General features: G+C 65.7%; 19 protein-coding genes. 9 read left to right on the top strand and 10 right to left on the bottom strand.

The window, feature by feature from the left end; translation table 11 throughout:
- Positions 1–6: 6 nt before the first annotated feature.
- The 8 genes from DCM80_RS04695 to DCM80_RS04660 form a co-directional block, all read right to left on the bottom strand.
- Entirely contained in the window at positions 7–387 is a 381-nt protein-coding gene (locus DCM80_RS04695; protein ID WP_028137140.1) for a carboxymuconolactone decarboxylase family protein, read from the bottom strand.
- Positions 388–416: 29 nt separating this feature from the next.
- The gene (locus tag DCM80_RS04690) at positions 417–1,655 is read right to left on the bottom strand and encodes an ABC transporter substrate-binding protein (RefSeq protein ID WP_257195954.1); all 1,239 of its coding nucleotides are present in this window, start codon (positions 1,653–1,655) and stop codon (positions 417–419) included.
- Positions 1,656–1,689: 34 nt separating this feature from the next.
- A complete protein-coding gene (locus DCM80_RS04685; RefSeq protein WP_257195953.1) occupies positions 1,690–2,940 on the bottom strand; it encodes an ABC transporter substrate-binding protein in 1,251 nt (416 codons plus the stop codon).
- Positions 2,941–2,976: 36 nt separating this feature from the next.
- Positions 2,977–3,684 carry an ABC transporter ATP-binding protein gene (locus DCM80_RS04680; RefSeq protein ID WP_257195952.1) on the bottom strand — a complete coding sequence of 236 codons (708 nt, stop codon included), beginning with the start codon at positions 3,682–3,684 and terminating at the stop codon, positions 2,977–2,979.
- Positions 3,671–5,440, bottom strand: a complete 1,770-nt coding sequence (locus DCM80_RS04675; protein WP_257197866.1) for a branched-chain amino acid ABC transporter ATP-binding protein/permease — start codon at positions 5,438–5,440, stop codon at positions 3,671–3,673. The genes DCM80_RS04680 and DCM80_RS04675 overlap by 14 nt, the downstream gene beginning before the upstream one ends.
- 2 nt (positions 5,441–5,442) lie before the next feature.
- Positions 5,443–6,378: a branched-chain amino acid ABC transporter permease gene (locus tag DCM80_RS04670; protein ID WP_257195951.1), complete on the bottom strand. Its 936-nt coding sequence runs from the start codon at positions 6,376–6,378 to the stop codon at positions 5,443–5,445.
- A gap of 79 nt (positions 6,379–6,457) precedes the next feature.
- Positions 6,458–7,852, bottom strand: coding sequence for an MmgE/PrpD family protein (locus DCM80_RS04665; RefSeq protein WP_257195950.1), 1,395 nt, complete (start codon positions 7,850–7,852; stop codon positions 6,458–6,460).
- Positions 7,853–7,884: 32 nt separating this feature from the next.
- The gene (locus tag DCM80_RS04660) at positions 7,885–8,778 is read right to left on the bottom strand and encodes an NAD(P)-dependent oxidoreductase (RefSeq protein WP_257195949.1); all 894 of its coding nucleotides are present in this window, start codon (positions 8,776–8,778) and stop codon (positions 7,885–7,887) included.
- Between the two features lie 256 nt (positions 8,779–9,034).
- Here DCM80_RS04660 and DCM80_RS04655 point away from each other — a divergent pair, with 256 nt between their 5' ends.
- The 8 genes from DCM80_RS04655 (at position 9,035) to DCM80_RS04620 (ending at position 14,586) form a co-directional block, all read left to right on the top strand.
- Entirely contained in the window at positions 9,035–10,387 is a 1,353-nt protein-coding gene (locus tag DCM80_RS04655; RefSeq protein WP_257195948.1) for an MmgE/PrpD family protein, read from the top strand.
- Positions 10,388–10,414: 27 nt separating this feature from the next.
- Positions 10,415–10,804 carry a carboxymuconolactone decarboxylase family protein gene (locus tag DCM80_RS04650; protein WP_008557256.1) on the top strand — a complete coding sequence of 130 codons (390 nt, stop codon included), beginning with the start codon at positions 10,415–10,417 and terminating at the stop codon, positions 10,802–10,804.
- An 11-nt stretch (positions 10,805–10,815) separates the two neighbouring features.
- Positions 10,816–11,625 (top strand): N-acyl homoserine lactonase family protein, encoded by an 810-nt coding sequence (locus DCM80_RS04645; RefSeq protein ID WP_257195947.1) that lies wholly within the window; start codon positions 10,816–10,818, stop codon positions 11,623–11,625.
- Between the two features lie 279 nt (positions 11,626–11,904).
- Positions 11,905–12,273: a hypothetical protein gene (locus tag DCM80_RS04640; RefSeq protein ID WP_257195946.1), complete on the top strand. Its 369-nt coding sequence runs from the start codon at positions 11,905–11,907 to the stop codon at positions 12,271–12,273.
- A 59-nt stretch (positions 12,274–12,332) separates the two neighbouring features.
- Positions 12,333–12,785 carry a DUF2231 domain-containing protein gene (locus DCM80_RS04635; RefSeq protein WP_257195945.1) on the top strand — a complete coding sequence of 151 codons (453 nt, stop codon included), beginning with the start codon at positions 12,333–12,335 and terminating at the stop codon, positions 12,783–12,785.
- Positions 12,782–14,119 (top strand): sorbosone dehydrogenase family protein, encoded by a 1,338-nt coding sequence (locus DCM80_RS04630; RefSeq protein ID WP_257195944.1) that lies wholly within the window; start codon positions 12,782–12,784, stop codon positions 14,117–14,119. The genes DCM80_RS04635 and DCM80_RS04630 overlap by 4 nt, the downstream gene beginning before the upstream one ends.
- 52 nt (positions 14,120–14,171) lie before the next feature.
- Positions 14,172–14,387, top strand: coding sequence for a hypothetical protein (locus DCM80_RS04625; protein WP_257195943.1), 216 nt, complete (start codon positions 14,172–14,174; stop codon positions 14,385–14,387).
- A gap of 28 nt (positions 14,388–14,415) precedes the next feature.
- Complete coding sequence (locus DCM80_RS04620) at positions 14,416–14,586, top strand: hypothetical protein (protein ID WP_212092251.1); 171 nt, start codon at positions 14,416–14,418, stop codon at positions 14,584–14,586.
- 65 nt (positions 14,587–14,651) lie between these two features.
- Here the strand turns inward: DCM80_RS04620 and DCM80_RS04615 are convergent, their stop codons facing one another.
- Both DCM80_RS04615 and DCM80_RS04610 read right to left on the bottom strand, forming a co-directional pair.
- A complete protein-coding gene (locus DCM80_RS04615; RefSeq protein ID WP_257195942.1) occupies positions 14,652–15,035 on the bottom strand; it encodes a type II toxin-antitoxin system VapC family toxin in 384 nt (127 codons plus the stop codon).
- On the bottom strand, positions 15,032–15,289 hold the full coding sequence (locus tag DCM80_RS04610) for a type II toxin-antitoxin system Phd/YefM family antitoxin (protein ID WP_257195941.1): 258 nt from the start codon (positions 15,287–15,289) through the stop codon (positions 15,032–15,034). The genes DCM80_RS04615 and DCM80_RS04610 overlap by 4 nt, the downstream gene beginning before the upstream one ends.
- Positions 15,290–15,475: 186 nt before the next feature.
- Here DCM80_RS04610 and DCM80_RS04605 point away from each other — a divergent pair, with 186 nt between their 5' ends.
- Positions 15,476–16,681, top strand: coding sequence for an MFS transporter (locus tag DCM80_RS04605; protein WP_257195940.1), 1,206 nt, complete (start codon positions 15,476–15,478; stop codon positions 16,679–16,681).
- The last annotated feature ends 120 nt before the right edge of the window (positions 16,682–16,801 follow it).

Here is a 16,801-nt window from a genome sequence, read left to right as displayed (position 1 = left end):
GCTCCGCTACTTCTTGTCGAGCTCGGCGAAGACTTCCTTCGCGTTGCGGAAGGCATCGACGCCGGCCGGCACGCCGCAATAGATCGCGACCTGCATGAAGACCTCGCGGATCTCCTCCTTGGTCGCGCCGTTGGCGAGTGCGCCGCGGACATGAGTCTTCAGCTCGTGCGGGCGGTTGAGCGCGCACAGCATCGCGAGGTTCAGGAAGCTGCGCGTCTTTCGCGTCAGGCCCTCGCGGCCCCAGACGTAGCCCCAGCAATATTCCGTGGTGAGGTCCTGCATTGGGCGGTTGAACTCGTCGGCCGACGCGATCGCCTTGTCGACGAACTCGTTGCCGAGCACGCTCTTGCGGATTTCGAGGCCGCGGTCGTAGGTCGCCTTGTCCATTGTGGTCTCCGTTTCTTCTGGGGCGGATGTCAGCTTTTTGGCCAGAACGGCTTCGCCAGCGCGAGCTCCGGCGGAAACACCGTCACCGGCACGCCGGATTGCCACTGCACGATGGTCATGCCGGCGCCGACGCGGCGGCCCTTCTCGTCGAACTTGATCTCGCCCAGCGGATAATATTTCGAGGGGCCGCCATCCATGGTGCGCAGCGCTTCGCCGACGGCGACCCGATCGGCTTTGCCGGCCTTTTCCAGCGCGTCCTTGATCACCCACATGTCGCCATAGGTGGAGATCGCGTTCTGCGTCATCCACGGCTCCTTGTAGCGAGTCTTCAACTCGGCGATCAGCGCCTCATGGCCCTTGGCGCCCCAGCTTGCGACGCAGGTCAGGACGCCCTGCAGCAGTTCTGGGCTGACGGTCTGCAGCATGTCCGGCTCGGCGATCGCGATGCCGAACGAGATCGTCGGGATCTTGCCCTGGCCGAGGCCGAACTCATTCATCTTCTCCAGCAGCAGCTTGGCGTCCGAGATCACCGTGGGCAGGAAGAACAGCAGGTCCGGCTTGGCGGAACGGATTTTCTGCACCAGCGAGGTCGCGTCGGCGAGCGGCGGCGTAAACGTCTCATCGACGATCAGCTGCAACTGGTTCTCCGCGAGCAGGCCCTCGCGCATGGCCTTGGCGGAGGCGATCGAGGCGCCGGTGTTGTCGGTGAGGATCGCGACCGTCTTCGGCCGCTTGCCCGCGGCCGTCTCCGCCAGCTTGATGATCTGCGGCAAGGCTTGCCGCGCCTGCGACCCCGCGGTGGCGGCGGTCTGGAACACGTATTTGAACCCACGCTCGGTGATCAGGTCGGAGTAGGAGAGGGTGAGCATGGGCAGGTTGGCGCGCTCGGTCACCTCGGTGACCGCGAGCGTGAACGAAGACAGATAGGCGCCGCTGGCCGCGACCAGATCGGTCTCCTGCGCCACCATGCGCTGCGCGGCGTTCTTGGCCTTCTCGGTGGTGTCGCCGGAATCGAGCACCACGAGCTTCAGCTTGGCGCCGCCGAGCGCCTTGACGCCGCCTTGCGCGTTGATGTGGTCGATCGCCATCTCGGCGCCCTCGCGCATCACCGTTCCCGGGCGGGCGTAGAGCCCGGAGATCGGCACCAGCAGGCCGACCTTCACCTCGGCAGGCTGCTGCGCCCAGGCAGCGCGGGATGCGATCAGCGTGCCGGAGGCGCCGGCCAGCAATGTTCGGCGAGAGATCGTGGTCTTGCTCTTTGCAGTCATGACAATTCTCCTCCCTGAAAAACCGCGCGACGCTTCAGGATTTCTTCGGCCAGAACGGCTGCGCCTGCGCGAGCTCGGGCGGATAGACGGTGACAGGCACGCCCGATTGCCATTGCACGATGACGACGCCGGCGCCGACGCGGCGGCCCTTCTCGTCGAACTTGAGCTGGCCGCCCGGGTAATATTTCGACGGGCCGGCATCCATGGTGCGGAAAGCCTGCGCGACCGCATTGCGATCGGCCTTGCCGGCCTTCTCCAGCGCTTCCTTCATCAGCCACATGTCGCCATAGGTCGAGATGACGTTCTGCGTCATCCAGGGCTCCTTGTATTTGGCCTTGAGCTCGGCGATCAGCGCCTCGTGGCCCTTCGAGCCCCAATTGGCGACGATGGTCATGATGCCCTGTACGGTCTCCGGGCTGACGCTCTGCAGCATATCGGGCTCGGCGATGGTGATGCTGAAGGACACGGTCGGGATCTTGCCCTGGCCGAGCCCGAACTCGCTGATCTTCTCGAGGCCAAGCTTGGCGTCCGACACCGCATTCGGCATGAACAGCAGCAGGTCGGGCTTGGCCGACCGCACCTTCTGGATCAGCGGCGTCGCATCCGACAGCGGCGGGGTCCAGACTTCCTCGACGACGAGCTGGAGACCTTCCTGCGCGAACAGCTTCTCCTTGAGCGCCTTGGCGGTGGCGACCGAGGTCGCGGTGTTGTCCATCAGCATCGCCACGGTCTTTGGTTTCTTGCCGGAGGCGTTCTCGGCGAGCTTCATCAATGTCGGCAGGCCGAGCTCGGACTGGCGGCTCGCGGTCGCGGCGGTCTGGAAGATGTATTTGAAGCCGCGGTCGGTCAGAAGGTCCGAGTAGGACAGCGTCAGCACCGGCAGTTCGGCGCGCTCGGTCACTTCCGTGACCGCGAGCGTGAAGGAGGAGAGATAGGCGCCGGTTGCGGCGACGAGGTCGGGCTCCTGTGCCACCATGCGCTGCGCCGCGTTCTTGGCCTTCTCGGTGGTGTCGCCGCAGTCGATCACGACCAGCTTCAGCTTGGCGCCGCCGAGCGCCTTGATGCCCCCCTGCGCGTTGATGTGCTCGATGCCCATCTCGGCGCCCATCTTCATGACTTGGCCGGGGCGGGTGTAGATGCCTGACAATGGCACGATCAGTCCGACCTTGATTTCTGCCGGGGCTTGCGCGCGCGCCACGCCGGCGAGGCCGACGGCGGCGGCACCGGACAGCACGGTCCGGCGGGTCAGCCCGTTCGCCATCTTGCCTTTCGAAGTCTTGCTCATCTTGTTTGCTCCCAATTCCCTGTTTTTTCTTGGTCGTCACATGCCGAGATAGGCTTTGCGCACGCGGTCGTCGGCGCGCAGCGTGGCGTTGTTGCCCTGGAGCACGACGTGGCCGGCTTCGAGGACATAGCCGTGGTCAGCGGATTCCAACGCTTCCGCGACGCGCTGCTCGACCAGCACCATGGTCAGCCCGGACTGGCGGCGGATATCGATAAGCCGCTCGAAGATGAAGTCCGCGGTCGAGGGCGCCAGCCCCATCGAGGGTTCGTCCAGCATCAACAGCTTCGGCGAGGAGGCGAGGCCTCGGCCGATCGCGAGCATCTGCTGCTGGCCGCCGGACAGCGTGCCGGCGAACTGGTTGCGGCGTTCCTTCAGCACGGGAAGCCAGTCGAAGATGCGCTCGATATTGGCCTGCCAGTCGCGGAGGCCGCTCTCCGTCATTGCACCCATCTCCAGGTTCTCCATCACGGTCAGTGACGGGAAGACCTGGCGTCCCTCCGGGACATGGGCGATACCGAGATGGGCGCGCTGCGGCGGCGGCACCGCGAGCAGATCGACGCCGTCGAAGGTGATCGATCCGCTGCTCGGCTTGACGATGCCGGAGATGGTCTTGAACAACGTGGTCTTGCCGGCGCCGTTGGGGCCGACGATCGCGACGAACTGACCTGCGCCGACATCGATCGACACGTGGTTCAGGACGGGCTTCGTCGAGTAACCTGCGCTCAATTCCTCAATTCGCAGCATGGCCCACCCATTTCTTGCCGAGATAGGCCTCGATCACGCGACTGTCGCGCGTCACGACTTCGGGCAGGCCCTCGGTGATGACGGCGCCGTGGTCGAGCACGAGGAAGCTGTCGACCAGGCGGACCATGGCCTGCATGGTGTGCTCGATGATCGCGATGGTCATGCCGTCGCGCGCGAGCTGCTGGATCACGGCGACGACTTCGTCCGCCTCGCCATGGCCGAGGCCCGCGAGCGTTTCGTCGAGCAGCAGGATGCGCGGCTGGCCGGCGATCGCGCGGGCCAGCTCCATCAACCGCAGCTCCTTGGTGGAGATCTCGCCGGCGACACGGTCGGCGACGGCGGAGAGGCCGACGCGGGCGACCGCATCGGCCGCAAGCTTGCGGGCTTCGTCGTCGGTGCGCGCACGCACATAGGCGCCGACCACCACATTGTCGAGGATCGACATGCGCAGGAAGGGCCGCATCACCTGGAAGGTGCGGCCGATGCCGGCCTCGCAGATCACGTGCGGCCGCTGGCCCGACATGTTGCGGCCGTCGATCAGCACCTCGCCCTGGCTAGGCTTCAGGAAGCCGTTGAGGAGGTTGAACAGGGTGGTCTTGCCGGCGCCGTTGGGTCCGATGATGCCGAGGATCTCGTTCTTGTGAAGCTTGAAGCTGACGTCCTGCACGGCCTTGAGGCCGCCGAAGGAGCGCGACAGGTTCTTGACCTCGAGCATGACTTCGCCCTTGGCGGCGCGTTGCCGCGCGGCCGGCTTCAGCGTCGTGACGTTGGCGACAGCTTCCGCTGTATCGCTGGCCGCGGCCTTGGGTGCCGTACGCCTGCACAGGAGATCGCGCAGCTTCCAGAACAGCCCCTCCGGCGCCATCAGGATGACGCCGACGATGGCGAAGCCGAAGATCACGCCCTGGATGCCGGGAAAGCGCGCGCCGGCTTCGGCGTGCAGGATCTCGGCGAGGGGAATCAGGATCACCGAGCCGATCACGGGTCCCCAGACCGTGCCGACGCCGCCGAACATCGCAACCGTCAGTGCCTGCGCCGACACCAGCATGCCGAACACAGATTGCGGGGTCACGACCAGTAGCACCTGGGCGTAAAAGCCGCCGATCGCGGCGGCGATCGCGCCGCTCAGCGTGATCGCGCGCAGCTTCCAGGCCAGCGTGTTGATGCCGGCGGCCTCGGCCGCGGCCTCGTTCTGCTTGATCGCGAGCAGCGCCATGCCGAACCGGGAGCGCTCGATCCATTGCGTCAGCATGATGGTGCCGAGCATGATGGCGAGGCCCAGCAACGTGTAGACGTGGGGATCGGTGAACTGCATGAAGGCGATCGGCGCGTCGCGCTTGATCGGAAGCGTGACCTCCTGAAAGCCGAGCCATTCGAACACGTAGAGAATGGCGAGCGGATAGGCGAGCATCGCCAGCGCGAAATAGTGGCCCTGCAGGCGGAAGGTCGGAAAGCCGATCAGAAGCCCGGCGATGCCGCCGAGCACGGCCGCGATCGGGATCAGCAGCCACGGCGAAATGTCGAAATAGATCTGGCCAAGCGCGGTCGCATAGGCGCCGATTCCGAAGAAGGCGGCGTGGCCGAACGAGATCAGGCCGGTATAACCGCTGAGCAGATTCCACGACAGCCCGAACACCGCCCACACCGGCACCAGCGTCAGGATGAGCTGGTAGTAGGAATTGGTGACGCCGAGCGATACGACCGCGTAGGCAAGCGTGAAGAGCAGGGGAGGCAGAAGGGAGCGCATCCGGAGCATGGTCACGTCCTCTCCACCATGCGTCCGAAGAAGCCTTGCGGACGGAAGAAGATGATGAGGAGGAAGACGGCGAAGATCGCGGCGTTCTGCAGCTGCGTCGGCAGGATCAGCGTCGACATTTGCTGCACGAGACCGATCGTCATGCCGCCCCAGAACGCGCCGATGATGCTGCCCATGCCGCCGAGCACGACGCCGGCATACATGACGATGACGTATTCGAGGCCGACGAAGGGGTGGAACGGATAGTTGGTGGCTAGCAAGCCGCCGGCAATCGCGGTGATCCCGCAGCCGAGCGCGAAGGCGGTGCGGTGCGCGCGGTCGACGTCGATGCCCATATAGGTCGCCGCGGTCGGATTGTCCGCGGCGGCGCGTAGCGACTTGCCGATCCGGGTGCGCGTGATCAGCAGCGAGAGCAGGACCATGATCGCGAGCGACACGACCATGTCGATGCTGCGCGCCTTGTTGAGGAAGATGCTCATGTCGAAGAACGGCCCGAGCTCCCAGGCCGAGCTCGATAGCGGCGTGCGGATCGAGGCCAGCACCGAGCCGAACACGATGAGGCCGCCGTTCTGCAGGATCAGCGCGATGCCGAGCGTGAGGATGAGCTGGGCGTAGTGGCCTTCGCCTTCGAGCGAGGCGGTGCGCGTGCCCGAGACGTGCGAGATCAGGGCCAGATGCACGAAATAGCCGAACACGGCGAGCACCGGCCCAGCCAGCAGGATGGCTACGAACGGCCCGACCGTGTTGCCGAACAGCGCCTGGACCCCGGCCGCGGTGAAGAGATAGAAGGCCGTGTACATGCCGAGCATCATGAAATCGCCATGGGCGAAGTTGATGACCCGCATGACGCCGAAGATCAGGCCGAGCCCGACGCACATCAGGCCGTAGACGCCGCCGATCAGAACGCCCGCGGCGAGCGCTTGCAAGAATCCTTCCATCAGCCCGGCCTCCGCGCAGCTGACGATTTTAGGTTGGTCTCCACGTCGACCATATCTCCCCCGTCCTCTCCGGCATTTCTCATGATGCCGATCGTAAAGCCCGTTCCGCTGCGTCGAGGCGGCACTGCGCGGCGATGTCGCCGGCATTGCCGAGTTGCTCGCAATCGTCGATCGTTTGCTCGAGCCGGCGCGCCCGGTCGTCGCCGAGGACACCGGCTGCCGAGCTGCGAAAGCGTGCGCGAATATCTGCAGGCGTCGCGGCGATGACGTCCGGCAAAGCCTGCCGGATGGTCCGGCCGTCGCGCAGCCGTACGCTCACCTGCGCGCCCTGCTTGCCCGGGAAGGCGGCGGTGAAGCCGGCATCCGCCTTCAGCTCGGTGACCGCAACGAGGCGGATGATCTTGGCATCATCGAGCTCGGAATAGTTCTCTTCCTCGATCTCGCCGCGCGCCAGCGTCGCCGCGACGCTGAAGGGAATGCTCATCTTGGCCTGGAGCGCATTGCGATAGGGCCCCATGGAATCACAGCCGGGATAGCGCACGGCGGCATCGGGTGCGCGAATGACGATTCGGTCGATCTCATCGACGCCGACGAGTTCGTGCGACACCCGAAGCGCCGCCTGCGCCGCGGTCTGTGCGAAATTGCAGGCCGGCACCGGCTTGTTGTAGACGGCCATGATCTCGCATTCGCCGTCGGGAAACAGCGCGATTCCGTCGGGTGCAGCCTGGCGGCGGTAGGCGGCGAACAGGCCGGCTTCGCCTTCGATGATCGTCTCGGAGCCGAACGCCCCGGCGGCGGCAAGGCCGATGGCCCTGATCGCGTTGCCGGCGGCAAAGCCGGGATGGAAATACATGTCCGAGCCGCCGGCATGCGGCCATTCGTTGAGCCCGCTGGAGGTATTGGCCGCAATCGCCGTCGCGCTGGTGGCCTGGTTCTCGGACAGCGTGAGCGCAAAACTTCCCGCGAGCGCGGCGCCCAAGGGGGCCACGAGGCCGGTCGGGCGATAGAGGCGCGCGAGGTCGGAGGTCAAGAGCGCACGGCCGATTCGCGCGCCGGTCTCGTAACCGATGATGGCGGCGGTAAGCAGCCTTGCGCCGGGCAGCGGCGTCTGTTCCGACAGCGCGAGGAGAGTAGGCCAGATCACGACGCCGTGGTGCGCGATGCTGGCCGCGTGCATGTCTTCGCGCACGAGCCCGTGCCCCATCACGGCATTGGCGAAGGCGGCCTCGGCCGGCGAGACAAGTTGCGACGTCCCGATGATCGTTGCGTTGCCGCGGCCCAGCGCGATCGCGACGGCTTGGCGGCTCCAGGGGTGACAACCCGCCTCGAAGGCGCAGGACAGGAAGTCGAGCAGGCAGAGCTTGGCCTTGGTGACGACATCAGGCCCGAAATCTCGAAGGTCCAGCGCAAGCACGCTCCGCGCCATCTGGCGCGCGAGCGATGTCTTGCCTGATCCGGTCGGGTCGATCGTCATCGCGGGTCGCTCTCCCTGACAGGCTTGCCCGATCAGCCGCGCATCTCGACGCCGGCCCACTCTTCGAGCACCCTGGCGATCGAGGTGAAGTCGGATGAAGCGCCGTATTTGGCGTTGGTGATCGCGAGCATCTGGCGCACCACCGCGCCGCACACCATCGGCACGCCCATGGCCTCGGCCTCGTCCACGCAGAGGCGAACGTCCTTGTAGGAAAGTCCGGTGGTGAAACCGAAATCGAACGTGCCGGGCAGCACCGCGCGGGGGAACTTGTCTTCGGAGGCACTGTTGCGGCCGCTGCTGGCATTGATGATGTCGATCAGCACCTTGGCGTTGACGCCGCCCTTGACGCCCATCGCCACCGCCTCCGAGGTGATCACGAGAGCCGCCGCCGCCATCAGATTGTTGGCGAGCTTGGCGGTCTGCGCCACGCCCGGCTTGTCGCCGGTGTAGAACAACTTGCCGAAGTTCTTCAGGATCGGCTGCACGGTCTCGTAGGTCGCCTGCGGGCAGGACACCATCACCGCCAGCGTGCCGTTGACCGCGCCCTTGATGCCGCCGCTCACGGGTGCGTCGACCAGCGTCATGCCCTTGGCTCTCAGGCCCTCCGCGACCAGCTTGGCCGCGCCAGGACCCGAGGTCGACAGGTCAACGACGATCTTGGCGCGGTTGCCGCTGCTGATGCCGTCCTGGCCGAGCGTAACCGCCTTCACGATGTCGGGCGTCGGCAGGCTCGCGAGCACGATATCGGCGCGCGAGGCGACGTCGGCCGGCGATTTGCCGAGCAGCGCGCCGCGCTTGACCAGCGGTTGGGTGGCCTCGGCCTGCGTGTCGTAGATGACGAGCGAATAGCCCGCGTCCATCAATCGTCCCGCCATGGGGCCGCCCATGCGGCCCGTGCCGATCACGCCGAGCGTTTCTCCCGCCATCGTTCACTCCCTGTCGCGCGATCCCGTGACGGGCGCGCCTTCTTGATCTTGTGGTCGCTGATCTCTCGTCGATCGCCGGCCGCGTCGGCCGCAATCGTTGCGGCGAGGCAGAACCCGCGCCGACGGACCGGATTGTTATGATTGTCAGACAAGCTGTCAAGCATAACATTTGGGGTCGACAGTTTGCCGCGGATCGGCGTAAGGTCCGAACAAAACGAGGAAGACGCCCCGCGTGCCGCAAGATTCGATTCCGAGTGTGAGCAGGACGCTCGCTGATTTCGTCGCCGTCTCATCCTGGGTGGAGGTGGAAGGGCAGAGTCTGGAAGCGCGGCGGTCGATCCTCAATTTCTTCGCGACGGCGCTGCTCTCTGCGCGCGATCCTGTGGTCACCGCCGCGATGCGTACCTTGTCGCCGTTCAGCGGCACGGCGACCTCGACCATCATCGGCCATTCGGAGCGGATGGATGCGATGTGCGCGTCGTTTCTCAACGCCGTCTCAGCCAATCTGCTCGACTTCGACGACACTCACCCCGACACGATCATTCATCCAGCGGCGCCGATCGCGGCGCCCTTGCTGGCGCTGGCGGAGGCGCGCAGAACTTCGGGGCGCGAGGTGCTGACGGCGTTCATTCTCGGTGTCGACGTCGAGTGCCGGATCGGCAATGCGGTCTCGCCACACCATTATGCGCGCGGCTGGCACATCACCTCGACCTGCGGAATTTTCGGCGCGGCGGCGGCGTGCGCGAAGCTGCTGGGCCTTTCGGAGGATGGGATTGCGAACGCGATCGGAATTGCGGCGAGCCAGTCGGCCGGCAATGTCGAGAATCTTCCGAGTGCGGCCAAGAATGTCAGCGTCGGCAACGCGGCACGCAACGGATTGTTCGCCGCATTGCTGGCGCAGCAAGGCTATGAGGCCGCGCCCCTTGCCCTCGAAGGTCCGCTTGGGTGGGCGCGAACCATGGGAGACGAACTCGACCGCGCGCGGCTGTTCGATGGTCTCGGCAGAACCTGGGAGATCGCAAAGAATACCTACAAGCCGTATTCCGCAGGTATCGTGTTTCACGCCGTGATCGACGCCTGTCTGCTGTTGCGCGAGCGGGTTGGCGGGCGCGTCGACCAGATCGAATCGGTGATCGTGCAGGGCTCGGCGCTGCTGCTGGCCCGCGGCGACCGCCCCGTCAACAACGCGCGCGATGCGCGCGTCAGCATCCATCATTGCGTGGCGTGCGGACTCTTCCTCGGAAGGGCCGGCGTCACCGAGTTCGAGCAGGAGACCGTGATCCGGCCCGATATCGCGCGATTGCGGGAAAATGTGAGGGCGGAGCTCGACCGCGAGATGCCCGACGGCGCCGCGCGTGTCACCTTGCGCCTGTCGACCGGCGAAGTGCTCACCGAGACCGTCATTTCGCCGCGCGGCAGCCAGGCCGCGCCGCTGTCGGATCGCGACATCGAAGCGAAGTTGCGTGACGGCGTGCGCGCGGGCCGCAGCGACTGGGATGCGGAGCGTGTCATCGATGCGATATGGCGGCTCAATGCGGCCGATGACGTCGGCGCTCTCCTGCGATCGCTTCGGCCGCCGCCGGCATCGCACCACGCAACTTCCAACTAAAGCTCTCAAGACCTGAAAGGGACGATCATGAGCAAGACCGAACTGTTCGAAAAGGGCCTCAAGGTTCGTAAAGAGGTGCTCGGCGAGGACTACGTCAACAAATCGATCGCCGGAGCCGATGAGTTCACGCGCACCATGGCGGAATGGTCGACCGAGTTCTGCTGGGGGGCGCTGTGGACGCGGCCCGGCGTCGACCGGCGCACGCGCTCGATCGTGAATCTGGCGATGCTCGGCGCGCTGAACCGGCCACACGAATTGAAGCTGCACGTCAAGGGCGCCCTGAAGAACGGGCTGACCAAGGAGGAGATCAAGGAGATCCTGCTCCAGGTCGCGGTCTATTGCGGCGTGCCCGCAGGCATCGACGCCTTCCGCAACGCGCGCGAGGCCTTCAACGAGGTCGACGCGGCCGGCTCCTGAGCAATTGTCCCATGGCCGCCCCGGACTACGAGCTCTTCGCCATCCGCTACGCCACGCGCGATGCCCAGCGCAGCGAGCACTTCATCGGCGGCGACCCGCATGACGGGCCGATGCCGATGGACTACTTCATGTGGCTGGCGCGGGGAGGCGGGCGCACCTTCGTCATCGACACCGGGTTCAACTCGGATGTCGCCAAGCAGCGCAGGCGGACTTTCCTGCGCTGCCCGGTGGAGACGCTGCGCGCTTTCGATGTCGATCCTGCCGAGGTGCAGGACGTGATCCTCACCCATCTGCACTACGACCATGCCGGCAATTTCGACCGGTTTCCGTACGCTCGGTTTCATCTCCAGGAGCGCGAGCTCGCCTACGCGACCGGCCGCTATATGCACTATCCCAGGCTGTCGCATTCTTTCGAGGTCGAGGATATCTGCGGGATCGTGCGGCTGAACTATGCGCGCCGGGTGCTGTTTTACGACGGCGACGCCGAGATCGCACCTGGGCTGACGGTCCATGCGGCGGGCGGACATTCCGCCGGGCTGCAATTCGTCCGCGTCAACACCCGCCGCGGCCCTGTCGTGCTCGCCTCCGACGTCAGCCATTTCTACGAGAACATGACGAGCGAGCGTCCGTTCACGACGGCGTTCCACATCGGCGACATGCTGGTCGGCTTCGACAAGCTGCGCGCCACAGCGCCCAGTGCCGAGCATATCGTTCCAGGTCACGATCCGCTCGTCATGATGCTTTATCCGGCGCCGCGCCCGGATCTGGCCGGGATCGCGGTTCGCTTGGATGTGGCGCCGTCCGGACCTGTTCATTCCTAGGACAGCGAGAGGACCACGCGCCCCCTCCTTGTCGAGCGTCTTTGCCAGGGTGATGGACGCATCTTTCGCTCCTTGGCTCCGAAAGGATAGCGATTGCTGGAGCCGGCGCCGATGTCCTGGTCACCTCATCGCCCTATCTGGCAAAACCCAGGGACGTGCAGGTGCGGATGGTGGCGACCGACGCAGCCGTGGTCCAGCCAAGCCAAAGCCTCAACACGGGGGCGCCGATCGCCCGAATCCAGAATCGAGCCTGATCCAGATCAATCCGGTACGGATCGGATGGTCTATCTGTCGGTCGTATCTTGGAAAGACCACGACATGACCGACAAGCCGATCGACTGGACGCCGGATCTCACGCTGCCGACCTCGAAATCCACCGTGCAGCACTTCACCGCAAAAGCCGGCGGCGACCGCCTGGAGATCGATGCCACCCCTTGGGGCGAGGCCGATCTCACCGTCAACGGTCGATCGATCGCCCACATCGAGACGCCGCCAAGCGCCGGGGATGCGTTTCGGGCGCTCGAGACGATCGCCGAAGATTTCGAGGCCGGCAAGAAGCCTTGCGATGACCCGCGCCTGGATCAGGCGATCGAGGATGACGAGGTTCGCCAACGGCTGGGCCTGACGCGCCTGGGAACCCGCACCTAGGAACCATCGCGCCGCGCACGAGTTGGCCGGTCGGGCAGGACGAAATCACGAGGCCGACCGTGCAGGAAGACGTGCGCGTGCGCACGACCGCGCAAATCGCGGGGCATCCCATTCATCCGATGCTGGTGCCGATACCGATGACGTGCTTCGTCGGGGCGCTCTTGACCGACATCGCCTATGTCACCAGCGCCGAGATCATGTGGGTGAATTTCTCCGCCTGGCTTCTGCTCGCTGGCGTCGTCTTCGGCGTGCTGGCGGCGATCGCGGGCCTGACCGATTTCCTCGGCAACCGGCTGGTGCGGGCGCAGACGCCGGCCTGGCCGCATCTGATCGGAAATGCCGTGGCGCTGACCCTCGCGATCGTCAACACGCTGATCCATGCCCGCGATGGCTGGACCTCGGTGTGGCCGACGGGGCTCGTTCTGTCGGTGATCACGGTGCTGATCCTGCCCGTCACCGGCTGGCTCGGCTGGGCCATGGTCTATCGCCACGGCGTGGGAGTTGCGCGATGACATCGAAGCTTACCCGCGCGCTGTTATGCTCCTCGCTGCTGCTTCTGGCCGCCTGCGACGACGGCAGCGGCGATCCCCAGGCGCAGATCGGTGCCAACCCGAAGCTTCCCGACATCCAGCAATATCTGCTGCCGCCAGTCCACATCGCGCGCATTGTCGGCTGGAAGCAAGGCGAGACGCCGATGGTGGCGCAGGGCCTGCAGGTCAAAGCCTTCGCCACCGGCCTGCAGCATCCGCGTTTCCTCTACGTGCTGCCCAACGGTGACGTGCTGGTGGTGGAATCCAAGGCGCCGAAGCGAGCCGGGATCAAGCGGCCGAAGGAGCTCATCATGGGATTCATCGAGTCCTGGGCGACCTCCGGCGGCAACGATTCCGGGCCGGGTAACCGCATCACGCTGCTGCGTGACGGCAATGGCGACGGCGTGCCGGATACGCAAAGCGTCTTCCTCGACCATCTCAACTCGCCGTTCGGCGTCGCGTTGGTCGGCAACGATCTCTATGTCGCCAATACCGATGCGATCGTCAGATATCCCTACGCCGAAGGGGATACCAGGATCACCGCACCCGGCACGGTGCTGACGCCACTGCCGGGCGGGCCGATCAACCATCACTGGACCAAGAGCCTGGTCGCCAGTCCCGACGGCTCGAAGCTCTATGCCGGCGTCGGCTCCAACAGCAACATCACCGAGAAAGGCATGGAGGCCGAGCACAACCGCGCCGCGATCCTCGAGGTCGACCGCGCCAGCGGGCGCTGGCGCATCTTCGCAAGCGGCCTGCGCAATCCGAACGGGCTCAGCTTCGAGCCGCAGACCGGCGCGCTGTGGGCGGTGGTCAACGAGCGCGACGAGCTCGGTCCCGATCTCGTCCCTGATTACATGACGTCGGTGAAGGACGGCGGCTTCTACGGCTGGCCCTACAGCTATTTCGGCCAGCACGTCGATCCCCGCGTCAAGCCGGAGCGGCCCGATCTCGTCGCCAAGGCGATCGTGCCGGACTATGCCCTGAGCTCGCATGTGGCGCCGCTCGGGATGGTGTTCAACACCGGCTCGGGTCTGCCGGCCGCCTATCGCGGCGGCGCCTTCGTCGGTGAGCACGGCAGTTGGAACCGGCAGGTGCTGAACGGCTACAAGGTGGTGTTCGTGCCATTCAAGGACGGCAAGCCTAGCGGACCGGCGCAGGACGTCGTGACCGGCTTTCTCAACGGCGACAACCAGGCGCGCGGTCGCCCGGTTGGCGTTGCCATCGACAAATCAGGCGCGCTGCTGGTCGCGGACGATAGCGGCAACACGGTGTGGCGCGTCACTGCCACGCATCCGCAACTGACGCAACGTTAGGCCCGCCGGCGCGTTATCGGGGCAGACGGTTTCTGAAACTCAGGAGTTCGACATGGGTCTTGCTCAATACGCCATCGTGCCGGTGAAGGATGAATGGGGCGTGCTGCATGACGGCGACGTCAAGAACACCTATGCCACCAAGGAAGCTGCGTTCGAGTCAGCAGTTGCCGCGGCTTCTCTCGCGCTGCGTGAGGGACATGAAGTCCAGGTCAGCGTGCCCGGCCGCGAGGCTGGCGGCAACGCGCTCGGCGTCCAGGACAACGCGTGAGAGGGACAACGCTCGAGAAGGAGACGCGATGACCAAGCCCCGTGAGCCCAACGGCGTCGAGCCATCCCGCTCCGAGGACGACATCCAGCGCGAGCAGCTGGGTCCTCGCGGCGTGCCCGGTGCGCCGGATCCGGCCAGGATGACCCCGCAGCGCGACAAGAAGACCCCGAAGCACGTCGATCCCGGCCACACCGCGTGATGCCGGGCGAGCTCTCAGCTCTTTGAAATCCGGCGCGCAAAACACCGCAGCGCTTCACGCTCGACTTACACGGCCGCGGTAATATCGGTCTGTGCAAAGTCATCGCCGACATAGAGCAGTGCGCAGCCATTCTCCTTGGCGACATCGTAGGCGAAGCAATCGCCAAAGTTGAGGCCGGCAGGATGGATTCCTCGGCCCCAGCGTGAGTAGATCTGCGCTACGCGCTCAGCGGAGGCTCGGGTCACCGAAATCACGTTGAAGCCGAGGTTTGCGATCAGATTCTGCATCTCTTCGTGCACGCCGCGGCGCGCAGCGACGATCAGGCTCTCGGCAGCGGTGGCGGCAGAGATCAGGAGTTCGTCAGCGGTCTCCAGGGCAGCGATGCAGCCATTGGCTTGCGGCTCGTCGAGCACGATCGCCATCAGTGCCGACGTATCGACCGCGATCATTCCGGCAGTCCGTCGTCACCATAAAGAAAGTCCTGGCTGCGGGCCGCATCCGGGCCGGGAAGAGCTTTGGCTGCGCCGTTCTTGCGCGCAGCCTCGAGCACCGCGCGGCGGGTCGTAAGGTCCGGCGGAAGCTTGATCGGAACGAGCCGCACCGCAGGGTGTCCGTGTCGCGTCAGGATCACCTCGTCGCCGGCTTCTGCCCGGCGGACGAGATCGGTCAATTGTCCCTTGGCCTCGGTGACGGAGACTCGCATCTCATTGTCTCTTTTGAACTTTCCATAAAATGGACCAGAGAATAGTCCGTGTCAATTGGGCGGCGCTTCTCGGCTCTGCGAATGCGGCTCCTTCCCATTCGGAACTTACATTCCTCGATCCTGCGATCTGCCGCTAAGAGATGTGGGCCGGCGCGATCTGGGCCCGGCAGGCAGGCGACCTCCGGAATGCAATTCTTGAAATCTGACGGCAGGCTGATCGGGGTCCTGCTGGTGCTTGCCATCACGCAACTGATCGGATGGGGCACGATCGGGCTTCCTGCCATCGTCGGGCGCGATCTTGCCGCCGATCTCGGCATGAGCCTGCCGGCGGTGTTCGCCGGGACCTCCGTTCTCTACGTCGCGATGGGCTTGTGCGCGCCGTGGCTCGCCGCTTCGTTTGCACGGCATGGCGCCCGGACGGTCATGATGGTCGGCACCATCGTCACCGCGCCGGGCTTTCTGCTGCTGTCCCTCGCGCGCGAGCCGATGCTGTATTTCGCCGCCTGGATCGTCCTCGGCGTCGCCGGCAGCGCCACGCTGTCGACGGGCGCCTATATCATGCTGAACGAGATCGCCGGGCGGCAGGCCAAGAACGCGATCGGGGCCTTGATGCTGGTGACGGGCCTGTCCAGCAGCATCTTCTGGCCGACCACCGCATTCCTGAGCGGCCACCTCGGCTGGCGCGGGACGTGCCTGGTCTATGCCGCGATGCTGCTCGTCGTCAGCCTGCCGCTTTACGCGTTCGCCGCGCCGCGCCGGAAGATCGCGGCGGATGATGCCGGCGAGCCGGTCAAGTCGTCACCGCCGCCCGCGATTCCAAGGAGCACGTTCGGCCTCGTCGTCGCCGCGATCACGCTCAACGCCTTCGTTAATTTCGGCATCAGCGCCATCCTGATCGAGCTCTTGCGGGCCGAGGGGCTGGCGCCGGCGCAGGCACTGGCGTTCGGCTCGATGCTGGGCGTGATCCAGGTCAGCGCCCGCGGGCTGGATCTGCTCGGCGGCGGGCGGTGGGACGGGATCACGACCGGCCTCGTCGCCGGCACGGCGCTGCCCGCGGCCATGCTGCTGCTGATGCTGAGCGAGGGCGCGACCTGGGCGGTCGCGGCCTTCATCCTGCTCTACGGCGCCGGCAGCGGCGCGATGGCGGTGGCGCGGGCCACCATCCCGCTCGTGTTCTATGATCAGGCCGAGTTCGCCAAGGCGATGTCGATGATCGCGCTGCCGCTCAATCTCGCCTCCGCGATCTCGCCGCCGCTGCTCGTCGGCCTGCTCACGCAGTTCGGCAGCCGCGGCGCGCTCGGTCTCACCCTGGTATTTTCCTGCGCCACGGTGCTGATCCTGGTCCTGCTCGGACGGCGACGGCCGCGGGTGGTGGCGGCGCCCGTCACCTGAACGGATATTCGCGGCGCGGAAAGTGCTGGTGGCAATGTCGTCGTGCCCGGCAGCAGATGGCCGCATGCCGCCAGTGCAGTGCTCAGGGCGTCAAAATGGTGGTATCGGCAGGAGCGCGGG

Source organism: Bradyrhizobium sp. WBOS08, assembly GCF_024585125.1.
GTDB classification, from domain to species: Bacteria; Pseudomonadota; Alphaproteobacteria; order Rhizobiales; family Xanthobacteraceae; genus Bradyrhizobium; species Bradyrhizobium japonicum_B.
Note: the sequence above shows the minus strand (reverse complement) of the source record. Positions and strands in the feature narration are given on the sequence as shown.

Coding starts and splice junctions, on each gene's coding strand:
- DCM80_RS04645 (WP_257195947.1), top strand. CDS start 10,816: ATGGCCGCCCCGGACTACGAGCTCTTCGCCATCCGCTACGCCACGCGC.
- DCM80_RS04690 (WP_257195954.1), bottom strand. CDS start 1,655: ATGACTGCAAAGAGCAAGACCACGATCTCTCGCCGAACATTGCTGGCC.
- DCM80_RS04660 (WP_257195949.1), bottom strand. CDS start 8,778: ATGGCGGGAGAAACGCTCGGCGTGATCGGCACGGGCCGCATGGGCGGC.
- DCM80_RS04680 (WP_257195952.1), bottom strand. CDS start 3,684: ATGCTGCGAATTGAGGAATTGAGCGCAGGTTACTCGACGAAGCCCGTC.
- DCM80_RS04640 (WP_257195946.1), top strand. CDS start 11,905: ATGGTCTATCTGTCGGTCGTATCTTGGAAAGACCACGACATGACCGAC.
- DCM80_RS04620 (WP_212092251.1), top strand. CDS start 14,416: ATGACCAAGCCCCGTGAGCCCAACGGCGTCGAGCCATCCCGCTCCGAG.
- DCM80_RS04675 (WP_257197866.1), bottom strand. CDS start 5,440: ATGCTCCGGATGCGCTCCCTTCTGCCTCCCCTGCTCTTCACGCTTGCC.
- DCM80_RS04615 (WP_257195942.1), bottom strand. CDS start 15,035: ATGATCGCGGTCGATACGTCGGCACTGATGGCGATCGTGCTCGACGAG.
- DCM80_RS04650 (WP_008557256.1), top strand. CDS start 10,415: ATGAGCAAGACCGAACTGTTCGAAAAGGGCCTCAAGGTTCGTAAAGAG.
- DCM80_RS04625 (WP_257195943.1), top strand. CDS start 14,172: ATGGGTCTTGCTCAATACGCCATCGTGCCGGTGAAGGATGAATGGGGC.
- DCM80_RS04610 (WP_257195941.1), bottom strand. CDS start 15,289: ATGCGAGTCTCCGTCACCGAGGCCAAGGGACAATTGACCGATCTCGTC.
- DCM80_RS04685 (WP_257195953.1), bottom strand. CDS start 2,940: ATGAGCAAGACTTCGAAAGGCAAGATGGCGAACGGGCTGACCCGCCGG.
- DCM80_RS04630 (WP_257195944.1), top strand. CDS start 12,782: ATGACATCGAAGCTTACCCGCGCGCTGTTATGCTCCTCGCTGCTGCTT.
- DCM80_RS04695 (WP_028137140.1), bottom strand. CDS start 387: ATGGACAAGGCGACCTACGACCGCGGCCTCGAAATCCGCAAGAGCGTG.
- DCM80_RS04670 (WP_257195951.1), bottom strand. CDS start 6,378: ATGGAAGGATTCTTGCAAGCGCTCGCCGCGGGCGTTCTGATCGGCGGC.
- DCM80_RS04665 (WP_257195950.1), bottom strand. CDS start 7,852: ATGACGATCGACCCGACCGGATCAGGCAAGACATCGCTCGCGCGCCAG.
- DCM80_RS04605 (WP_257195940.1), top strand. CDS start 15,476: ATGCAATTCTTGAAATCTGACGGCAGGCTGATCGGGGTCCTGCTGGTG.